We start from the raw sequence: 14,805 nt of genomic DNA, 5'->3' as shown, positions 1-14,805 counted from the left end.
GTGCGTCGGGTGGCCTCCAATGGGGTGCGAAGTGCGTCGGGGGTGCAGGCCACGCCGGCTGGCGCCCGCGGGACGACTTCGCGCGTCGAACCGTGACGTCGCTCACCGTCGACGGTGAGCGGAGTCGCGCTTAGCCGCTCGAAGATGCGCGAATGGAGGAGCGAACGAGTCACGGCTTGGCAATGGCCGCCGACCGGCAGGGCGCGCGGGCCGGCGGGTAGTCGAGGCAGGGAGCCGGGGCGGGCGGGTCAGCCAAGGCGTTGGTGCAGATAGCACCAGCGCCAGGTCTCGTCGGGCTCGAAGCTGCGCATCACCGGGTGCCCGGTTCGCCGGAAGTGCCGGGTGGCGTGCTGGCCGACCGAGGAGTCGCAGCAGCCGACGTTGCCGCAGGTCAGGCACATCCGCAGGTGCACCGTCCGGGTGCCTTCCCGGACGCAGTCCTCGCAGACCTCCGACAGCGGCGGTGTGTCTGGCGAGGCGGCCTGCAGGTCGTCGCACGGACCCTCGTCGACGAGCGGCACCTCCACCGGGCCGCCCTCGTCCAGCAGATCCGCGCGCTCGTTGACCAGGGTGAGCATCGACTCCTCGATGTCCAGCGAGCCGAGCACCTCCTCGATCACGTCGTGATCCACGGTCCCGGTCGAGCGGATCCGGAGCACCTCGGCCCGCTCGGCATGGATGGTCTCCAGGCGGAGCCGCCGGTATTCCTCCGAGGGGGTCTCGTCGTCGGAGCCGAGCCGCTCCCACAGCGCCTCCGGCCGTGCGGCGATCCGGTCTCGCACCCGCTGGACGACGTCCGGGTCGGCGTCGGTGATGGTGTCCAGCTCGGCCAGGGCCGCGTTGCTCGCGGTCTGCAGCACGGTCGCGGCCTGCAGCGCGTCGGAGCGCGGGTCCGGCCCGCGCAGGCCGAGCCGGCGGACCAGTCCCGGCAGCGACAGTCCCTGGATCAACAAGGTGCCGGCCACCACGATCATGGCGCCGAACACCAGCACGTCGCGGTTCTCCACCTCGGCCGGGATGAGCAGCGCGGTCGCCAGGGTCACCACGCCGCGCAGACCGGCCCAGCCCACGACGATCGCGTGGGACCACGGCAACCGCTGCGATCGATACCGGCTGTCGCGGGGGAGCAGGCCGAACCGGCCACCGATCGTCCAGAGCATCCGGATCGCCATCACCCCGAGCAGCACCGCGATGCAGAATCCCGCGATCCGGGCCGCGCTCAGATCGCTCCGGCCGAGATTGAGCACGATCTGCCGGGCCTGCAGGCCGATCAGCAGGAAGACGGTGTTCTCCAGCAGGAACTGGATCGTGGTCCAGTTGACCCGCTCACTCAGCCGGGAGAGACCGCTCTGGATGATCGGCGACTTGTGGCCCAGGATCAGGCCGGCCACGACGACCGCGATCACACCGGAGCCGTGGAACTCGCCCCAGCGGATCTCCTCGGCCGGCAGGTACGCGGCCCACGGGACCATGAACGAGATGGCGGTGTCGAAGACCGGCTGGGTGATCCGCTTGCGCACCTGGGTGGCGACCCAGGCGATCGCGAAGCCGACCACCGCACCCCCGAGAGCGGCAATGGCGAAGCCGGCGGCCACGTCGAGGGCGGTCACCTGGGTGGCGAGCGCGATCAGTCCGACCCGGACGCAGGTGATGGCCGTCGCGTCGTTGAGCAGGGACTCGCCCTCGAGGATGGTGATCAGCCGGCGCGGCAGCCCGACCCGGCGGGCGATGGTGGTCGCGGCGACGGCGTCCGGCGGCGCGACCACCGCACCGAAGGCGAACGCCAGGGCGAACGGCACGGGCAGGATGAGCCAGGTGATCAGCCCGACCCCGAAGGCCGTCACGATCACCAGCAGCACCGACAGGTAGGCGATCGAGCGCCAGTTGGTGCGGAAGTCGATGATCGAGCTGCGGATCGCGGCGGCATACAGCAGCGGCGGCAGGAAGCCGATCAGAACGATATTGGTGTTCAGCGCCGGTTCGTGGATCCACGGGACGTAGGAGACGACGATGCCGACCAGCATCAGCAGCAGCGGAGCCGAGAACCGGATCCGCTCGGCGAGCGCCGTCACCGCGACCACCGAGGCCGCGATCGCGAGCAAAGTCAGCGCGATGTGCACCGGGCAATGCTGCCAGACGGACCGAACCCCGGTTAGGGTCACCGGATGGGGATGGAGGACGACCCCGCGGGATGGGCGTTGCTGACCTCGCCGGGGATCGGTGAGCTGCTGGCCGCCGCGGTGGCCCATGGCGGTGGGACGCTGCGGTCGTGGCGGGTCGACGGCGTCGACGCCGAGCCGGGGCTGCAGACCACCGCGACCTACCAGACCGAGGTCGAGTGGCCGTTCGGCCCGCGGACCGAGCTGCTCGGTGTCAGCGCCCGGGTCGGCGGCGCGGCGGGCACGGACGCGGATGCGGTCATCTTCGCCGCCGGCGATCGCCAGGTCGCGGCCTGGCTCTATCCGCGCGACCCCGATCTGCCCGGCCTGGTGCGGGCGGCGCTACCGGGCGGAGTCGCCCAGCTGCTGACGGAGAACCTCGTGCTGGGCCGGCCGGTCGACCCGGCGCAGGTGCACCTCGAGCTGGTCGGTTATCGACCGCGCCGGCGTGCGGTGCTCCGCGCGGTCGTCGCCGACGCCGACGGCCCGCGGACGTTCTTCCTGAAGGTCCTCAAGGACGACGCGGTTGCGCCGACCGTACGTCGGCACGAGCTGCTGCGCGGCGCCGGGCTGCCGGTGCCGGAGGTCGTCGCCGCTACCGACGACCAGGTGCTGATCCTGCCCGCGCTACCCGGACGTACGCTCGCACACGCCTTGTTCGACGGGTCCGAGCCCTGCTCGGGTGAGGTCCTGGTCGGGCTGCTGGACGCGTTGCCGGCCGAGGCGGCAGAACTGCCCCGGCACATTCCGTGGGCCGACGCCGTCGGGCAATACGCGCACACCGTCGCCCAGGCGCTGCCCGGCCTGCAACCCCGGCTGACCGCGCTGCAGGACCAGATCGCCGCCGGACTGGATCCGATCCCGCCGGGCGGTGAGGCGACCCACGGCGACTTCCACGAAGGACAGGTGTTCGTCGACGGCGGCCGGGTGGTCGGGCTGCTCGACGTCGACCGGGTCGGTCCGGGGCGCCGGGCCGACGACCTCGCCTGCCTGGTCGCGCACCTGGCCACCATCCAGGGAATGACACCGGAGCAGGAGCGCGGGATCGACCGGCTGGCCGCGCAGTGGATGACCGTCTTCGACGCGCGGGTCGACCCGGCCGAGCTGCGGCTCCGCGCCGCCGCGATCGTGATCTCGCTCGCGACCGGTCCCTATCGCACCCAGCAGGCCGGCTGGCAGCAGGCGACCGAGGCCATCATCGTGCGCGCCGAGCAGCTGCTGCTCAGCATCCGCTGACCACGGCCGCCGGGGATGAGGGGGCTCTCATCCCCGTCACCTCCGCGTCTCACCTGCGCGCGGTGGAGTGGTGGACATGAACAAGACGACCTGGACCATCATCGGCGGTGCGGCCGCGGTCGCGCTCAGCCCGGTGGCCGCCTTCGGAGTCGCCTCGCTCTCGGATCGTGGTGTGTCGGGCGCGCCGCTGGCCGGCGACGGCATCGTCGTCCGGGCGGCCGCTGCGACCACCGGACCCGATGCAGGGTCGGGCACCGCCGCCGACCACCCGAGCGGGGACCCGACCGGAAGTCAGACCGTGTCGGCGCCGAGCCCGATCAGCCCCCTGACCGCGCGTACGCCGGCGAGCCCGGCGACACCGAGCGCGAGCCCGAACACGGCCAACACCCCGAACACGGCCAACACCCCGAACACACCGAATTCCCCGATCAGCCCGCGCTCGCCGGCGACCCCCTGAACCGGCCGATTGCTCGGATCCCGGCTCGAGACGCCGGCTCGGCTCCCGGCCCGGATCGCGCCGCTCAGTAGCGGGGCACCGGGTGCGCGTGCCAGGACGGGACCACCTGCAGCACCGCCTCGGCGTACGCCCGCTGCCCGCGGGCGGTGGGATGGAACGAGGCTGCCGACAGCCGCGGCGGCTGGGACGGATCGGTCGCCGTCAACACGATCCCGTTCACCCACGCCGCCTTCCGGTCGCAGACGTTGTGCCCGCGCATGGCCGCGGCGACGTCGACGTAGCGGACGTCGACCCCGGCCGCTCGGGCCCGTTTCGCCGCACCGGAGATCGCGCGGTTCAGCTCGCCCGCCTTGGTGCGGATCCAGCGCGCGTCCGGGCCGGTGATGTACAGCGGCGCCACCTCGCTGACGCGGCAGCCGGCCGCATCGGTGACCTGGCGGCCGAGCAGTCGCGGATAGCCTGTCAGATAGATCGTCGCCCGCGGCGCGGCCGCCTGGATCTGGGCGAGCAGGGTAGGCAGCGGCACGATCCCCGGAACGATCGGGGCGCCGGCGCCGCCGGCCAGGGCCGCGATCCTGGTGCTGACCGCCAGATCGTCCCGGTCGCGGCAGCCCGGGCTGCCGCTCAGTCCGGCCTGCACCGCCGGGACCGGTGAGTACACACAGTCACCGATGACGACCCGGAAGCCGGCGTCGTTGCCGCCGATGGTGACCGTCACGGTCCGGGTGCTCGCACTGAGCGCGCCGATCTGCGGCGGCTCCGAGCTGCCGGGAGTCGTGGCCAGCAGGTCGGCCGTCACCGCACCCGAGCAGGCAACCGACGTCGCGGGCGTGAAGGCCCGCCGCCCGGAGCGGGCCAGCAGCGCCGGATAGCTCCGGCTCTCCGAGCGGTGACATCCGTCGGCGGAGTCGGTTCCGGGGACGAACGGCGGCAATCCCTCACCGGAGGCATACGAATCGCCCAGCGCGACGTATGCGGCCCCGCCGACCGGCGGCCGCGGGTGGGCCTCGGCGGGGGAGAGCCCGACGAACGCCAGCAGCGCGAGACCGAGCGGGACGACCGAGATGCGGGCCAGCGCCCTGCGGGCCGGCCCGGTACGGGCGCGCCCGCCTCGGATCGACGCGGCGCGTGGATGACGGCGGCTCACGGGATGTCCCTTCCGGGACTCGGCGGCGAACCCCTCCGCGGCATGGTCTCCCGCACCGGCCGGCACGCGCAAGACCCGTGCCGCAGTCCGGTCCGAACCGGCCGCTCAGCCTCGCTGCAGCCGGTAGCCGGCACCGCGCACGGTGGCGATCCGGCTGCTGCCGATCTTGTTGCGGAGATAGCGGACGTACACGTCGACGACGTTGGAGCCGGGATCGAAGTCGTAACCCCAGACCTGCGACAACAGTTGCTCGCGGCTGAGCACGTGGCCTGGATGCCGGAGCAGCGTCTCCATCAGCTCGAACTCGCGCGCCGACAACTCGACCGCACGACCGTCGACGGTGAGCACCCTGGTCTTGAGGTCCAACGAGAGATCCCCCTCCGCGATCACCGCAGCCCCCTGCTGACCCGTGGCCGACCGTCCGCCGCCATCTCGAAGCCGGAGCCGGATCCTGGCCAGCAGCTCCTCGAACTGGAACGGCTTGGCCATGTAGTCGTCGGCGCCGCCCTCCAGCCCGGCGACGGTGTCGGTGACCGAGTCGCGCGCGGTCAGGATGATCACCGGCAGGGTCGAGCCCTGGCCGCGGAGTCGCTCGAGCACGGCAAAGCCGTCCAGCTCCGGTAGCCCGATGTCCAGCACCATCAGGTCGAACTCGCCCGAGGCTGCGTGGTCGAGGGCCTCGATGCCGGTGGCCGCGACGGTCGTCGCGAAGCCGGCCGCGCGCAGCCCCTTCTGGACGAACGAGGCGATCCGGGGCTCGTCCTCAGCGATGACGATGGCGGGCACGGTCCTCCGATCGGGTCGTGGTGCTAGGTCGGTCGAGCGGTAGGCAGAGGGTGAACGTCGAGCCGAGACCTGGCGTGCTGTCCAGCTCGATTCGACCGTGGTGGGCCTCGGCGATCGCGGCCACGATGGCCAGGCCCAACCCGGCGCCGTCGTGCTCCGGCAGGCGAACGGTCTCCTCCGGCGAGCCGTGCCCGGACCGGTGGCCGCGGCCGAAGCGCTCGAAGATCCGCTCCCGATCCTCGGCGGTGATGCCGGTGCCCGTGTCGCGCACCCACAGCCGCAATTCTCGGCCGTCCGGCCCGACGGATCCGCCGAGCGCTATCACCGCCCGGGGAGCGGTGAACCGAACTGCGTTCGCGACCAGCTGGACCAGCGCCTGGGTGATTCGCTGCCGATCCAGCGCCACCACCGCAGCCGTCGACGCCTCGATCTGCCACTGCCGGTCGGCCAGCGGCCCGACCAGCCCGCGGACCGAGCTCAGCAGCTGGTCGACCTCGACCGGCTCGGGCCGGACGAAGTCAGGGCGCTGCGACTTGGCCAGCGTCATCAGGTCGTCGACGAGCCGCTGCATCCGGTCCAGCTCGTCCAGCGACACCGCCCTGGTCTCCTTGACGTCGGCCGGATCGTCGGGATCGAGCAGCTCCAGATGGCCGCGGACGATGGTGATCGGCGTCCGGAGCTCGTGCCCGGCGTCGTCGAGCAGTCGCCGCTGGTGGTCGAACGAGCTCGACAGCCGGTCGAGCATGGCGTTCATCGTGCGGCCCAGGTCGGCGACCTCGTCGCGGCCGGCCAGCTGGTCGTCCGGGATCCGGTCCGTCAGGTCGGTCTCGGAGATCCGCTGGGCGGTGGCCTGCAGGGAACGCAGCGGGGAGAGTAGCCGGCCGGCCACCTGATAGCCCACGACACCGATGGCGAGCAGCGCGACCAGGCAGGCGAGCGCGTAGGTCAGGTGGCTGCGGGCGACCGGTTGCAGCACCTCCGCCACGTCGACGGCGGCCACGAAGTGCCCGAGGTGGGCGGACCCGTCGACCTGGACCGGGATCGAGATGAACGCCAGCCGGGGGTGCCCGGTGGTGCGCAGCTCGCGGACCTCGACGGGGCTGCCCGGCTGGATGGCGGCCGCGGCCGCGATCAGCTCGGCGTCGTCCTGGGCGGACTTCTGGGTGGGTTCGTCGCTGTCCGGCACCCAGGCGATCCGGCCGTCGACCAGACCGATGATCGCGCCGCCGGGATCGGGGACCGAGCTCTTGATCGCCAGGTACAGCACGTCGCCCGGCCCCTTCACCGGCCGTCCGGCCTGACCCGAGTCGATCATCCGGACGACGGTGTTGATCTCCTCGCTCTCCTGCACGAGGTCGCTGTGCACCGAGTCGTACGCGTGCTGCCGGGCGATGATGTACGAGGCCGAGCCGGCCCCGAGCATGCCGAGCGTGGTGGTCACCAGCACGGCAGCCAGGATCCGGACCCGGACGCTGAGCGCGTAGCGGCGCGCGACAGTCTCGGTGCCGCCGGGGTCCGCCATTGTGCAAGCATGCCAAGGCGGGGTGATGCCGCAATGAGCCGACGATGAGAGGACTCTCATGGGCAAGGCCGGAGGCACCGAGGACCAGGCGCAGACGGAGTCCGGCACGCCGTTCGCGCGCGTCTACTCCGCCGGCGACCTGGCGGGCTTCGACCCGGCGACCGCGTTGGGGGCGCCGGGAGAGTTCCCGTTCACCCGTGGCCCGTACGCCTCGATGTACACCACCCGGCCCTGGACCATGCGCCAATACGCCGGGTTCGGCACGGCGGCGGAGTCCAACGCCCGCTATCTCGAGCTGATCGCGCACGGCACCACCGGGTTGTCGGTAGCGTTCGACCTGCCGACCCAGATGGGCTACGACTCCGACTCCCCGCGAGTCGCCGGTGAGGTCGGCAAGGTCGGCGTGGCGATCGACTCGATCGAGGACATGCGGGTGCTGTTCGCGGGCATCCCGCTCGGCGAGGTCTCGACCTCGATGACGATCAACGCGCCCGCCGCGGTCCTGCTGCTGCTCTATCAGCTGGTGGCCGAGGAGCAGGGCGTCGACCCGGCGACGCTGACCGGCACGATCCAGAACGACGTGCTCAAGGAATACATCGCGCGCGGGACCTACATCTACCCGCCGGCGGCGTCGTTGCGCCTGGTCAGCGATACGTTCGCGTACTGCCGCGAGCATCTGCCGCGGTGGAACACGATCTCGATCTCCGGCTACCACATGGCCGAGGCCGGAGCCACGCCGGCGCAGGAGATCGCATTCACCCTGGCCAACGGGATCGCCTACGTCGAGGCGGCGCTGGCGGCCGGTCTGGCGGTCGACGAGTTCGCCCCGCGGCTGTCGTTCTTCTTCGTGTCCCGGACCACTCTGCTGGAGGAGGTCGCCAAGTTCCGGGCGGCCCGCCGGATCTGGGCCCGGGTGATGCGCGACCGGTTCGGTGCGCGCAGCGCCAAGTCCCAGGCGCTCCGCTTCCACACCCAGACCGCCGGAGTGCAGCTGACCGCGCAGCAACCGGAGGTGAACCTGGTCCGGGTCGCGGTCCAGGCGCTGGCCGCCGTGCTCGGCGGCACCCAGTCGCTGCACACCAACTCCTTCGACGAGGCGATCGCGCTGCCGACGCAGAAGTCGGCCCGGCTCGCGCTGCGCACCCAGCAGGTGCTGGCCTACGAGACCGACGTGACCAAGACCGTCGACCCGTTCGCCGGCTCCTACGTCGTCGAGTCGTTGACCGACGACGTGGAGGCCGCGGCGCTGGACCTGATGGACCAGGTCGCGGAGCGAGGCGGCGCGGTGGCGGCGATCGAGCAGGGCTTCCAGAAGAGCGAGATCGAGCGGTCGGCGTACGACGTCGCCCGGCAGATCGACGACGGCTCGCGGGTCGTGGTCGGCGTCAACCGGTTCACGCTGGACGCCGACGAGCCGTACGAGCCCCTCCGGGTCGACCCGGCCATCGAGCGGGCCCAGGCCGACCGGCTGGCCAGGCTGCGGGCCGAGCGCGATCCGGGCGCGGTCGGGACCGCGCTGGCCGAGCTGACCGCGACCGCCGCCGGACCGGGGAACGTGCTGGTGCCGCTGAAGGCGGCACTGGCCGCCCGCGCCACCGTCGGCGAGGTCTGCGACGCGCTGCGGACGGTCTGGGGGACGTACACGCCGACGGACGCGTTCTGATCCGGCCGCGCAAAATCCTCCGACGCGGGTGATGGCCGGCCCGACGTCGACGGTGGATGATCGACCCGGGCCGAGCGCTCGCCACCCTCTGACAGGCGTGGCAGCGACCCCGATCGCGTGTCCCGGAGAGGCTGGAATCAGACCATGACGACGGACGAGTCACGTGCCGAAGCCGATGCGCTGGTCGTGTTCGGGATCACCGGCGACCTGGCGAAGGTGATGACCTTCTACTCGCTGTACAAGTTGGAGGGGCGTGGCCTGCTGACCTGCCCGGTGATCGGCGTCGCCGTCGACGACTGGACCACCGAGCAGCTGATCCAGCGCGCCCGCAGCTCCATCCTCGCCAAGCTGGGTCAGCTCGACGAGGAGGTCTTCGCCCGGTTCGCCGGTCGCCTGTCCTATCTGTCGGGCGATTTCGCCGACGAGCGGACCTACCAGCGAGTGGCCGACGCCGTACGCGGATTCGACAACCCGGTGTACTACCTCGAGATTCCGCCGTTCCTGTTCGCCACCGTGATCAAGGGCCTGTCGGAGGCCGGCCTGACCAAGACCTCACGGGTGGTGGTGGAGAAGCCGTTCGGTCACGACCTCGCGTCGGCTCGTGCCCTGGCTGCCGAGCTCCACCACTACATCGACGAGTCGCAGCTGTGCCGGATCGACCACTACCTCGGCAAGATGGGGATCGAGGAGGTGCTCTACCTCCGCTTCGCCAACTCGATCTTCGAGCCGCTGTGGAACCGGACCTACGTCAAGTCCGTCGAGATCACGATGGCCGAGGCGTTCGGGGTGGAGACCCGCGGCCACTTCTACGACCCGGTCGGGGCTCTGCGGGACGTGGTGGTCAACCACCTGATGCAGGTCGTCGCCGCTACCGCGATGGAACCGCCGCCGGGCAGCGGCGGGGACGCGATCCGGCTCGCCCAGATCAGCCTGCTGCGTGCGATCCGTACCGCGGAGCCCGAGAACTACGTCCGCGGCCAGCACGAGGGCTACACGGCCATCGCCGGGGTCGCGCCCGACTCCACCACCGAGACGTTCGCCGCGCTCCGGCTCGACATCGAGAACTGGCGCTGGTCGGGTGTGCCGTTCTTCATCCGGACCGGAAAGCTGATGCCGGTCTCCCAGACCGAGGTCCGGGTGATCTTCCGCGAGCCACCCGAGTTCGACTTCGGCTTCGGCCTGGACCGCGGCCACCGGCCCGGCAACGTCGAGCTGGTGGTCAAGCTCGATCCGGGCACCGGCATCCGGATCGTGCTCGACGCCCGCCGCGCCACCGGTCTGCGGCCGGAGCCGATCACGCTCGACATGGAGTTCGCCGACGAGGGCGGCGAGGGACCGACGCCCTACGAGGTGCTGTTGCACGCGGCGATGATCGGCCGGATGGCGCGCTTCAGCAAGCAGGACGTGGTGGAGGAGAACTGGCGCATCCTGCAACCGCTGGTGGAGAGTCCGCCACCGGTCCAGCCGTACCAACCGGCCACCTGGGGACCGGCCGCCGCCGCCCAGCTGACGGCCGACTACGGCGGCTGGCACGGACCCTGGGTCGTCTGACCGTCGAGCCCTGAGCGGGACGGATCCAGGAGCGAAGCGGTGCCGCACACGACCACCACCGTCCTCGAGGAGCACCGAACGTGAATGTGGCAGCTGTCGTCATCGCCCTGCCGGTTCTCGAGGTCGACCCGGTCGCGTGGGCGCGGTCGCAGATGGCCTTCACGCTGGCGTTCCACATCATCCTGGTCCCGCTGGGTGTGTCCTGGGCGTTCATGACCTTGATCGCGAACTTGAAGGGCATCCGGCACGACGATCCGGCGGCGCTGATGCTGGCGCAGCGCTGGTCGAAGTACATGGCGGTGACGTTCGCCGTCGGTGCCGTTACCGGTACCGTGCTCAGCTTCGAGTTCGGCCTGCTGTGGCCGCAATTCATGGGGGCCTGGGGTGAGGCGTTCGGCGTGCCGTTCGCGTTCGAGGGCATTTTCTTCTTCACCGAGGCGATCTTCGTCGCGATCTACATCTTCGGCTGGCGTCGGCTGAAGCCCTGGGCACACTTCTGGACCGGGATGCCGATCGTGATCGCGGGCGTGTTCGGCTCGGTTTCGGTCGTCGCGGCGAACGCCTGGATGAACGCTCCGGGCGGCTACACGCTGAACTCGGCCGGGGCGGTCGTCGCCGTCGATCCGATCGGCGTGATCTTCAACAAGTCCATGCCGCTGCAGGCCGCACACATGGTGGTGGCCGCGTACCTGGTCGGCGGCTTCTTGATCTCGTCGGTGTATGCCACCGCCCTGCTGCGCGGTCGCCGGGATCGCTACCACCTGCTCGGCTTCCTGATCCCGTTCACGGTGGCGGCGATCGCGGCTCCGGTGCAGATGGGTGTCGGTGACGCCCTCGCCCGCTGGGTCTACGACAACCAGCCGGTGAAGTTCGCCGTGATCGAGATGGTGCCGACCACCAGCTCCGACGTGCCCGAGACCCTGCTGGGCCACCTGAACTCGGAGGGTCAGGTGGTCGGCGGCATCCCGATCCCCGGCCTGGCCTCGTGGCTGTCGGACCCGAGCACGGGCCCGGCAACCGTCGTCCAGGGTCTCGACACCGTGCCGGCGTCGGACCGGCCGACGATCCGCGCAACGAACATCGTCCACCTGTGCTGGGACCTCATGGTCGGCTTCGGCACGCTGCTGTTCCTGCTCGCCCTCTGGTACGCGATCAGCTGGGTCTTCCGCCGCAGGATGCCGCAGAGCAAGGCGTTCCTGCTCCTGGCGGCCGCTGCCGGCGTGATGGCGATCGTCGCGATGGAAGCCGGCTGGATCGTGACCGAGGTGGGCCGCCAGCCGTGGATCGTCTACAACGTGATGCGGGTCGAGGACGCGGCCACGGCCAACCAGGGCGTCTGGATGACCTTCGTCGCGATCGTCCTGCTCTATCTCACGTTGGCCGTCACCACCATCGTGATCCTGCGCTCGATGAGTCGTCGCTTCCGTCGCGCCGGCGGTTTCGTCGACACGCCCTACGGCCCACCCGAGCAGACCGAGGACGACGCGCCGGCGCCGGAGCCGACGGCATGAGCACCCTCGTCGCGGCGGTCCTGCTGCTCGCCCTCGTGCTCTACGCCGTCTTCGGCGGAGCCGACTTCGGTTCCGGCTTCTGGGACCTCACCGCCGGCGGCGCCGCGCGCGGCGCGCGACCTCGGGCACTGATCGAGCATTCGATCGGGCCCGTCTGGGAGGCCAACCACGTCTGGTTGATCTTCATCTTCGTGCTCACCTGGACCGCCTTCAGCGAGGCCTACCAGTCGATCATGCTGACCATGTTCGTTCCGTTGACCATCGCGGCCCTGGGCATCGTGATGCGCGGCGCGAGCTTCGCGTTCCGCAAGACCGTGGCGACGCTTCGTTATCGCCGGATCTTCGGTGCAGCGTTCGCCTGCTCGTCGATCCTGGTCCCGTTCTGCATGGGAGCGGTGGCCGGCGGGATCGCGTCCGGGCGGGTCCCGGCCGGCGGCAAGGCGGGCGATCCCGTGCACAGCTGGTTGAACCCCGTGTCACTCTGCACCGGCGTGCTCGCCGTCGTGCTGGCGGCCTACCTGGCCGCCGTCTACCTGGTCTGGGACGCCCGCGCGGCCGGCGACGCCGATCTCGCGGACTACTTCCGGCGCCGGGCCGTGGCGGCCGCGGTCGTCGCCGCCGTCGTCTCGGCCGCCGGGCTGGTCGCGGTCCACGCGGGAGCGCCGTACGTGTTCGCCGGGTTGACCTCGCGGGCGCTGGTGCCCGTCGTCCTGAGCATCCTGTGCGGCCTCGGCGCGCTGATGCTGCTGTTCCGCGGCGCGGCCCGCGGGGCACGGTTGCTGGCCGTGCTCGCCGTCGCGGGCGTGATCGTCAGCTGGGGCCTCGCCCAATGGCCGTACCTGCTGCCGGAAAGCGTCACCGTCACCGATGCCGCCGCGCCGTCGGGAACCCTCGCCGCCCTCACCGTGGCCGTCGTCGTCTTGGCGGTCCTGGTCGGCCCCGCCTTCGTGCTGCTGTACGTCCTCGACCGCCGGCAGCTGCTGCCCGAGGAGGGCGTCGCCGACGTATCCGACGCGGCCGGCGCCGAGTAGCGCCCGTTCACTCACGTCGCTCGCCCCGTGGGGTGACAGATCGACGCCGACCGAGCAATCTGGTCGTGGTGCCCGGCCGGCGTCGAAGGGGATGGTGTGCGCAATGTCGAGTGAAGACAACAAGCAGGTCGTCGCCCGGTTCGTCGAGGTGTGCCAGAACCGGCATGATCTCGGCTTCGCGGATGAGATCTTCCATCCGGACTTCGCCAACCACTATGCCCCCGAGGGACGGCCGATCGCCGCAGACCGGGATGGGCCCGCAGCGGGGTTCCAGAGCTTCTACGGCCAGCTGCTCGAGGGGTTTCCGGACGCGACGATGGAGATCAACGAGCAACTCGCCGAACGTGATCTCGTCGCCACCCGCAAGACATTCCGCGGAACCCATCGCGGCGAGTTGTGGGGACATCCGGCGAGCGGGAACAAGGTGGAGTGGGAGTTCATCGACATCTTCCGGGTGAGGGACGGCAAGCTGATCGAGCACTGGACCAGCATGGATATTGCCGCGCTGAGGCGTCAGCTGGAGCCGTCAGCAGCGGATCGGTCGGCGCCGAGCGGATCGACGGACTCGGCCTAGTCGGTTGCCGAACCCGCACGCGAGGCTCGAGCCGAATCGTGCGGCGGTGTCGGGATCCGAGGTCATGAACCTACGCCGCCGACCGTTCCGGCACCGGCCGTCGCCGCAACCGCGCATCGACGATCGGAGCCGTGTTGTATTCCTGGTCCATCCGGCCGACCCCTGTGCCGGGAGGGACGATGGCGTCGATCCGGTCCAGCACCTCGTCCGGGAGCGCCACCTCCGCCGCGGCGAGAAGGTCGTCGAGCTGCTCCATCGTGCGGGGGCCGATGAGTGCGGCGGTCACGCCCGGGTGCGCGATCACGAAGGCGAGCGCCAGGTGGGTCAGCGACATCCCGGTGTCCCCGGCGAGGGCGATGAACTCCTCGACCGCGTCGATCCGACGCTCGTCGTGCAGGGCCGCGAACAGCCGATTGCGGCGCAGATCGGTCTCCCGCCCACGGCGTACGCGTCCGGTCAGCATGCCACTGGCGAGCGGGCTCCAGATGACCGTTCCCATGCCGTAGCGCTGGGCGACCGGCAGGACCTCGCGCTCGATCGTCCGGTCGAGCAGCGAGTAGTGCGGCTGCTCGGTGCGGAAACGCTCGAGCCCGCGGCGTTCGGCGACCCATTGCGCCTCGACCATCTCCGAAGCGGGCATGTCGGACGATCCGATCGCCCGCACCTTTCCGCTGTGCACGAGGTCGCTGAGGGCGGACAGGGTCTCCTCGATGTCGGTTCCCGGATCCGGCCGGTGCATCTGGTACAGGTCGAGGTGGTCGGTCCGCAGCCGGCGCAGCGAGTTCTCGACCGCCGTCATGATCCAGCGGCGCGACCCGCCCCGGTGGTTCACGGCGTCGCCGATCGGGCGCGCGAACTTGGACGCGAGCACGACCTGGTCGCGGCGCCCCTGGAGCGCGCGGCCGAGGATCTCCTCGGAGTCACCGTAGGCATCGGCGGTGTCCACGAGGTTGACACCGGCGTCGAGGGCGCGCCCCACCATCCGATTCACCTCGGCCTGATCGCTGGTGCCGAACGAGCTGAACATCATCGCGCCGAGCGCGAACGGCGAGATCTGGATGCCGGTTCGGCCGAGCGGGCGGTAGTGCATGGTTTCTCCCATCGAGCAGGACGGCTAGGCTGAGCAAAGCGGAACAGCCTTCCGCTAATATACGGATCATCGTTCCGT

General features: G+C 70.8%; 12 protein-coding genes. 7 read left to right on the top strand and 5 right to left on the bottom strand.

The genetic code is table 11. From position 1 onward, the window contains the following. Positions 1–248: 248 nt before the first annotated feature. Positions 249–2,120, bottom strand: coding sequence for a Na+/H+ antiporter (locus tag ABD747_RS16480; protein ID WP_344806486.1), 1,872 nt, complete (start codon positions 2,118–2,120; stop codon positions 249–251). Positions 2,121–2,165: 45 nt separating this feature from the next. Here ABD747_RS16480 and ABD747_RS16475 point away from each other — a divergent pair, with 45 nt between their 5' ends. After that, a complete protein-coding gene (locus ABD747_RS16475) occupies positions 2,166–3,395 on the top strand; it encodes an aminoglycoside phosphotransferase family protein (RefSeq protein WP_425562546.1) in 1,230 nt (409 codons plus the stop codon). Between the two features lie 76 nt (positions 3,396–3,471). Next, the gene (locus ABD747_RS16470) at positions 3,472–3,852 is read left to right on the top strand and encodes a hypothetical protein (RefSeq protein WP_344806484.1); all 381 of its coding nucleotides are present in this window, start codon (positions 3,472–3,474) and stop codon (positions 3,850–3,852) included. Positions 3,853–3,916: 64 nt separating this feature from the next. Here ABD747_RS16470 and ABD747_RS16465 read toward each other — a convergent pair whose 3' ends face one another. The 3 genes from ABD747_RS16465 to ABD747_RS16455 form a co-directional block, all read right to left on the bottom strand. After that, positions 3,917–4,999, bottom strand: a complete 1,083-nt coding sequence (locus ABD747_RS16465; protein WP_344806482.1) for an SGNH/GDSL hydrolase family protein — start codon at positions 4,997–4,999, stop codon at positions 3,917–3,919. A gap of 105 nt (positions 5,000–5,104) precedes the next feature. Then, positions 5,105–5,785 (bottom strand): response regulator transcription factor, encoded by a 681-nt coding sequence (locus ABD747_RS16460; protein WP_344806480.1) that lies wholly within the window; start codon positions 5,783–5,785, stop codon positions 5,105–5,107. Further along, positions 5,763–7,307, bottom strand: a complete 1,545-nt coding sequence (locus tag ABD747_RS16455) for a sensor histidine kinase (protein WP_344806478.1) — start codon at positions 7,305–7,307, stop codon at positions 5,763–5,765. Before ABD747_RS16455 ends, ABD747_RS16460 begins: the two co-directional genes overlap by 23 nt. A 58-nt stretch (positions 7,308–7,365) precedes the next feature. Between ABD747_RS16455 and ABD747_RS16450 the strand changes: the two genes are divergently transcribed. The 5 genes from ABD747_RS16450 (at position 7,366) to ABD747_RS16430 (ending at position 13,637) form a co-directional block, all read left to right on the top strand. Then, entirely contained in the window at positions 7,366–8,970 is a 1,605-nt protein-coding gene (locus tag ABD747_RS16450; protein WP_344806476.1) for an acyl-CoA mutase large subunit family protein, read from the top strand. Positions 8,971–9,114: 144 nt separating this feature from the next. After that, a complete protein-coding gene (gene zwf, locus ABD747_RS16445) occupies positions 9,115–10,521 on the top strand; it encodes a glucose-6-phosphate dehydrogenase (protein WP_344806474.1) in 1,407 nt (468 codons plus the stop codon). Positions 10,522–10,601: 80 nt separating this feature from the next. After that, complete coding sequence (locus ABD747_RS16440; RefSeq protein WP_344806472.1) at positions 10,602–12,032, top strand: cytochrome ubiquinol oxidase subunit I; 1,431 nt, start codon at positions 10,602–10,604, stop codon at positions 12,030–12,032. Beyond that, positions 12,029–13,063 carry a cytochrome d ubiquinol oxidase subunit II gene (locus tag ABD747_RS16435; protein ID WP_344806470.1) on the top strand — a complete coding sequence of 345 codons (1,035 nt, stop codon included), beginning with the start codon at positions 12,029–12,031 and terminating at the stop codon, positions 13,061–13,063. Before ABD747_RS16440 ends, ABD747_RS16435 begins: the two co-directional genes overlap by 4 nt. A 103-nt stretch (positions 13,064–13,166) precedes the next feature. Then, a complete protein-coding gene (locus tag ABD747_RS16430; RefSeq protein ID WP_344806468.1) occupies positions 13,167–13,637 on the top strand; it encodes an ester cyclase in 471 nt (156 codons plus the stop codon). A 70-nt stretch (positions 13,638–13,707) separates the two neighbouring features. Here the strand turns inward: ABD747_RS16430 and ABD747_RS16425 are convergent, their stop codons facing one another. After that, positions 13,708–14,727: an aldo/keto reductase gene (locus tag ABD747_RS16425; protein ID WP_344806466.1), complete on the bottom strand. Its 1,020-nt coding sequence runs from the start codon at positions 14,725–14,727 to the stop codon at positions 13,708–13,710. Between the last annotated feature and the right edge of the window lie 78 nt (positions 14,728–14,805).

It is taken from the genome of Microlunatus ginsengisoli (genome assembly GCF_039537205.1).
In the GTDB taxonomy this organism is placed as follows: Bacteria; Actinomycetota; Actinomycetes; order Propionibacteriales; family Propionibacteriaceae; genus Microlunatus; species Microlunatus ginsengisoli.
This window is presented reverse-complemented; position numbering and strand designations above follow the sequence as displayed.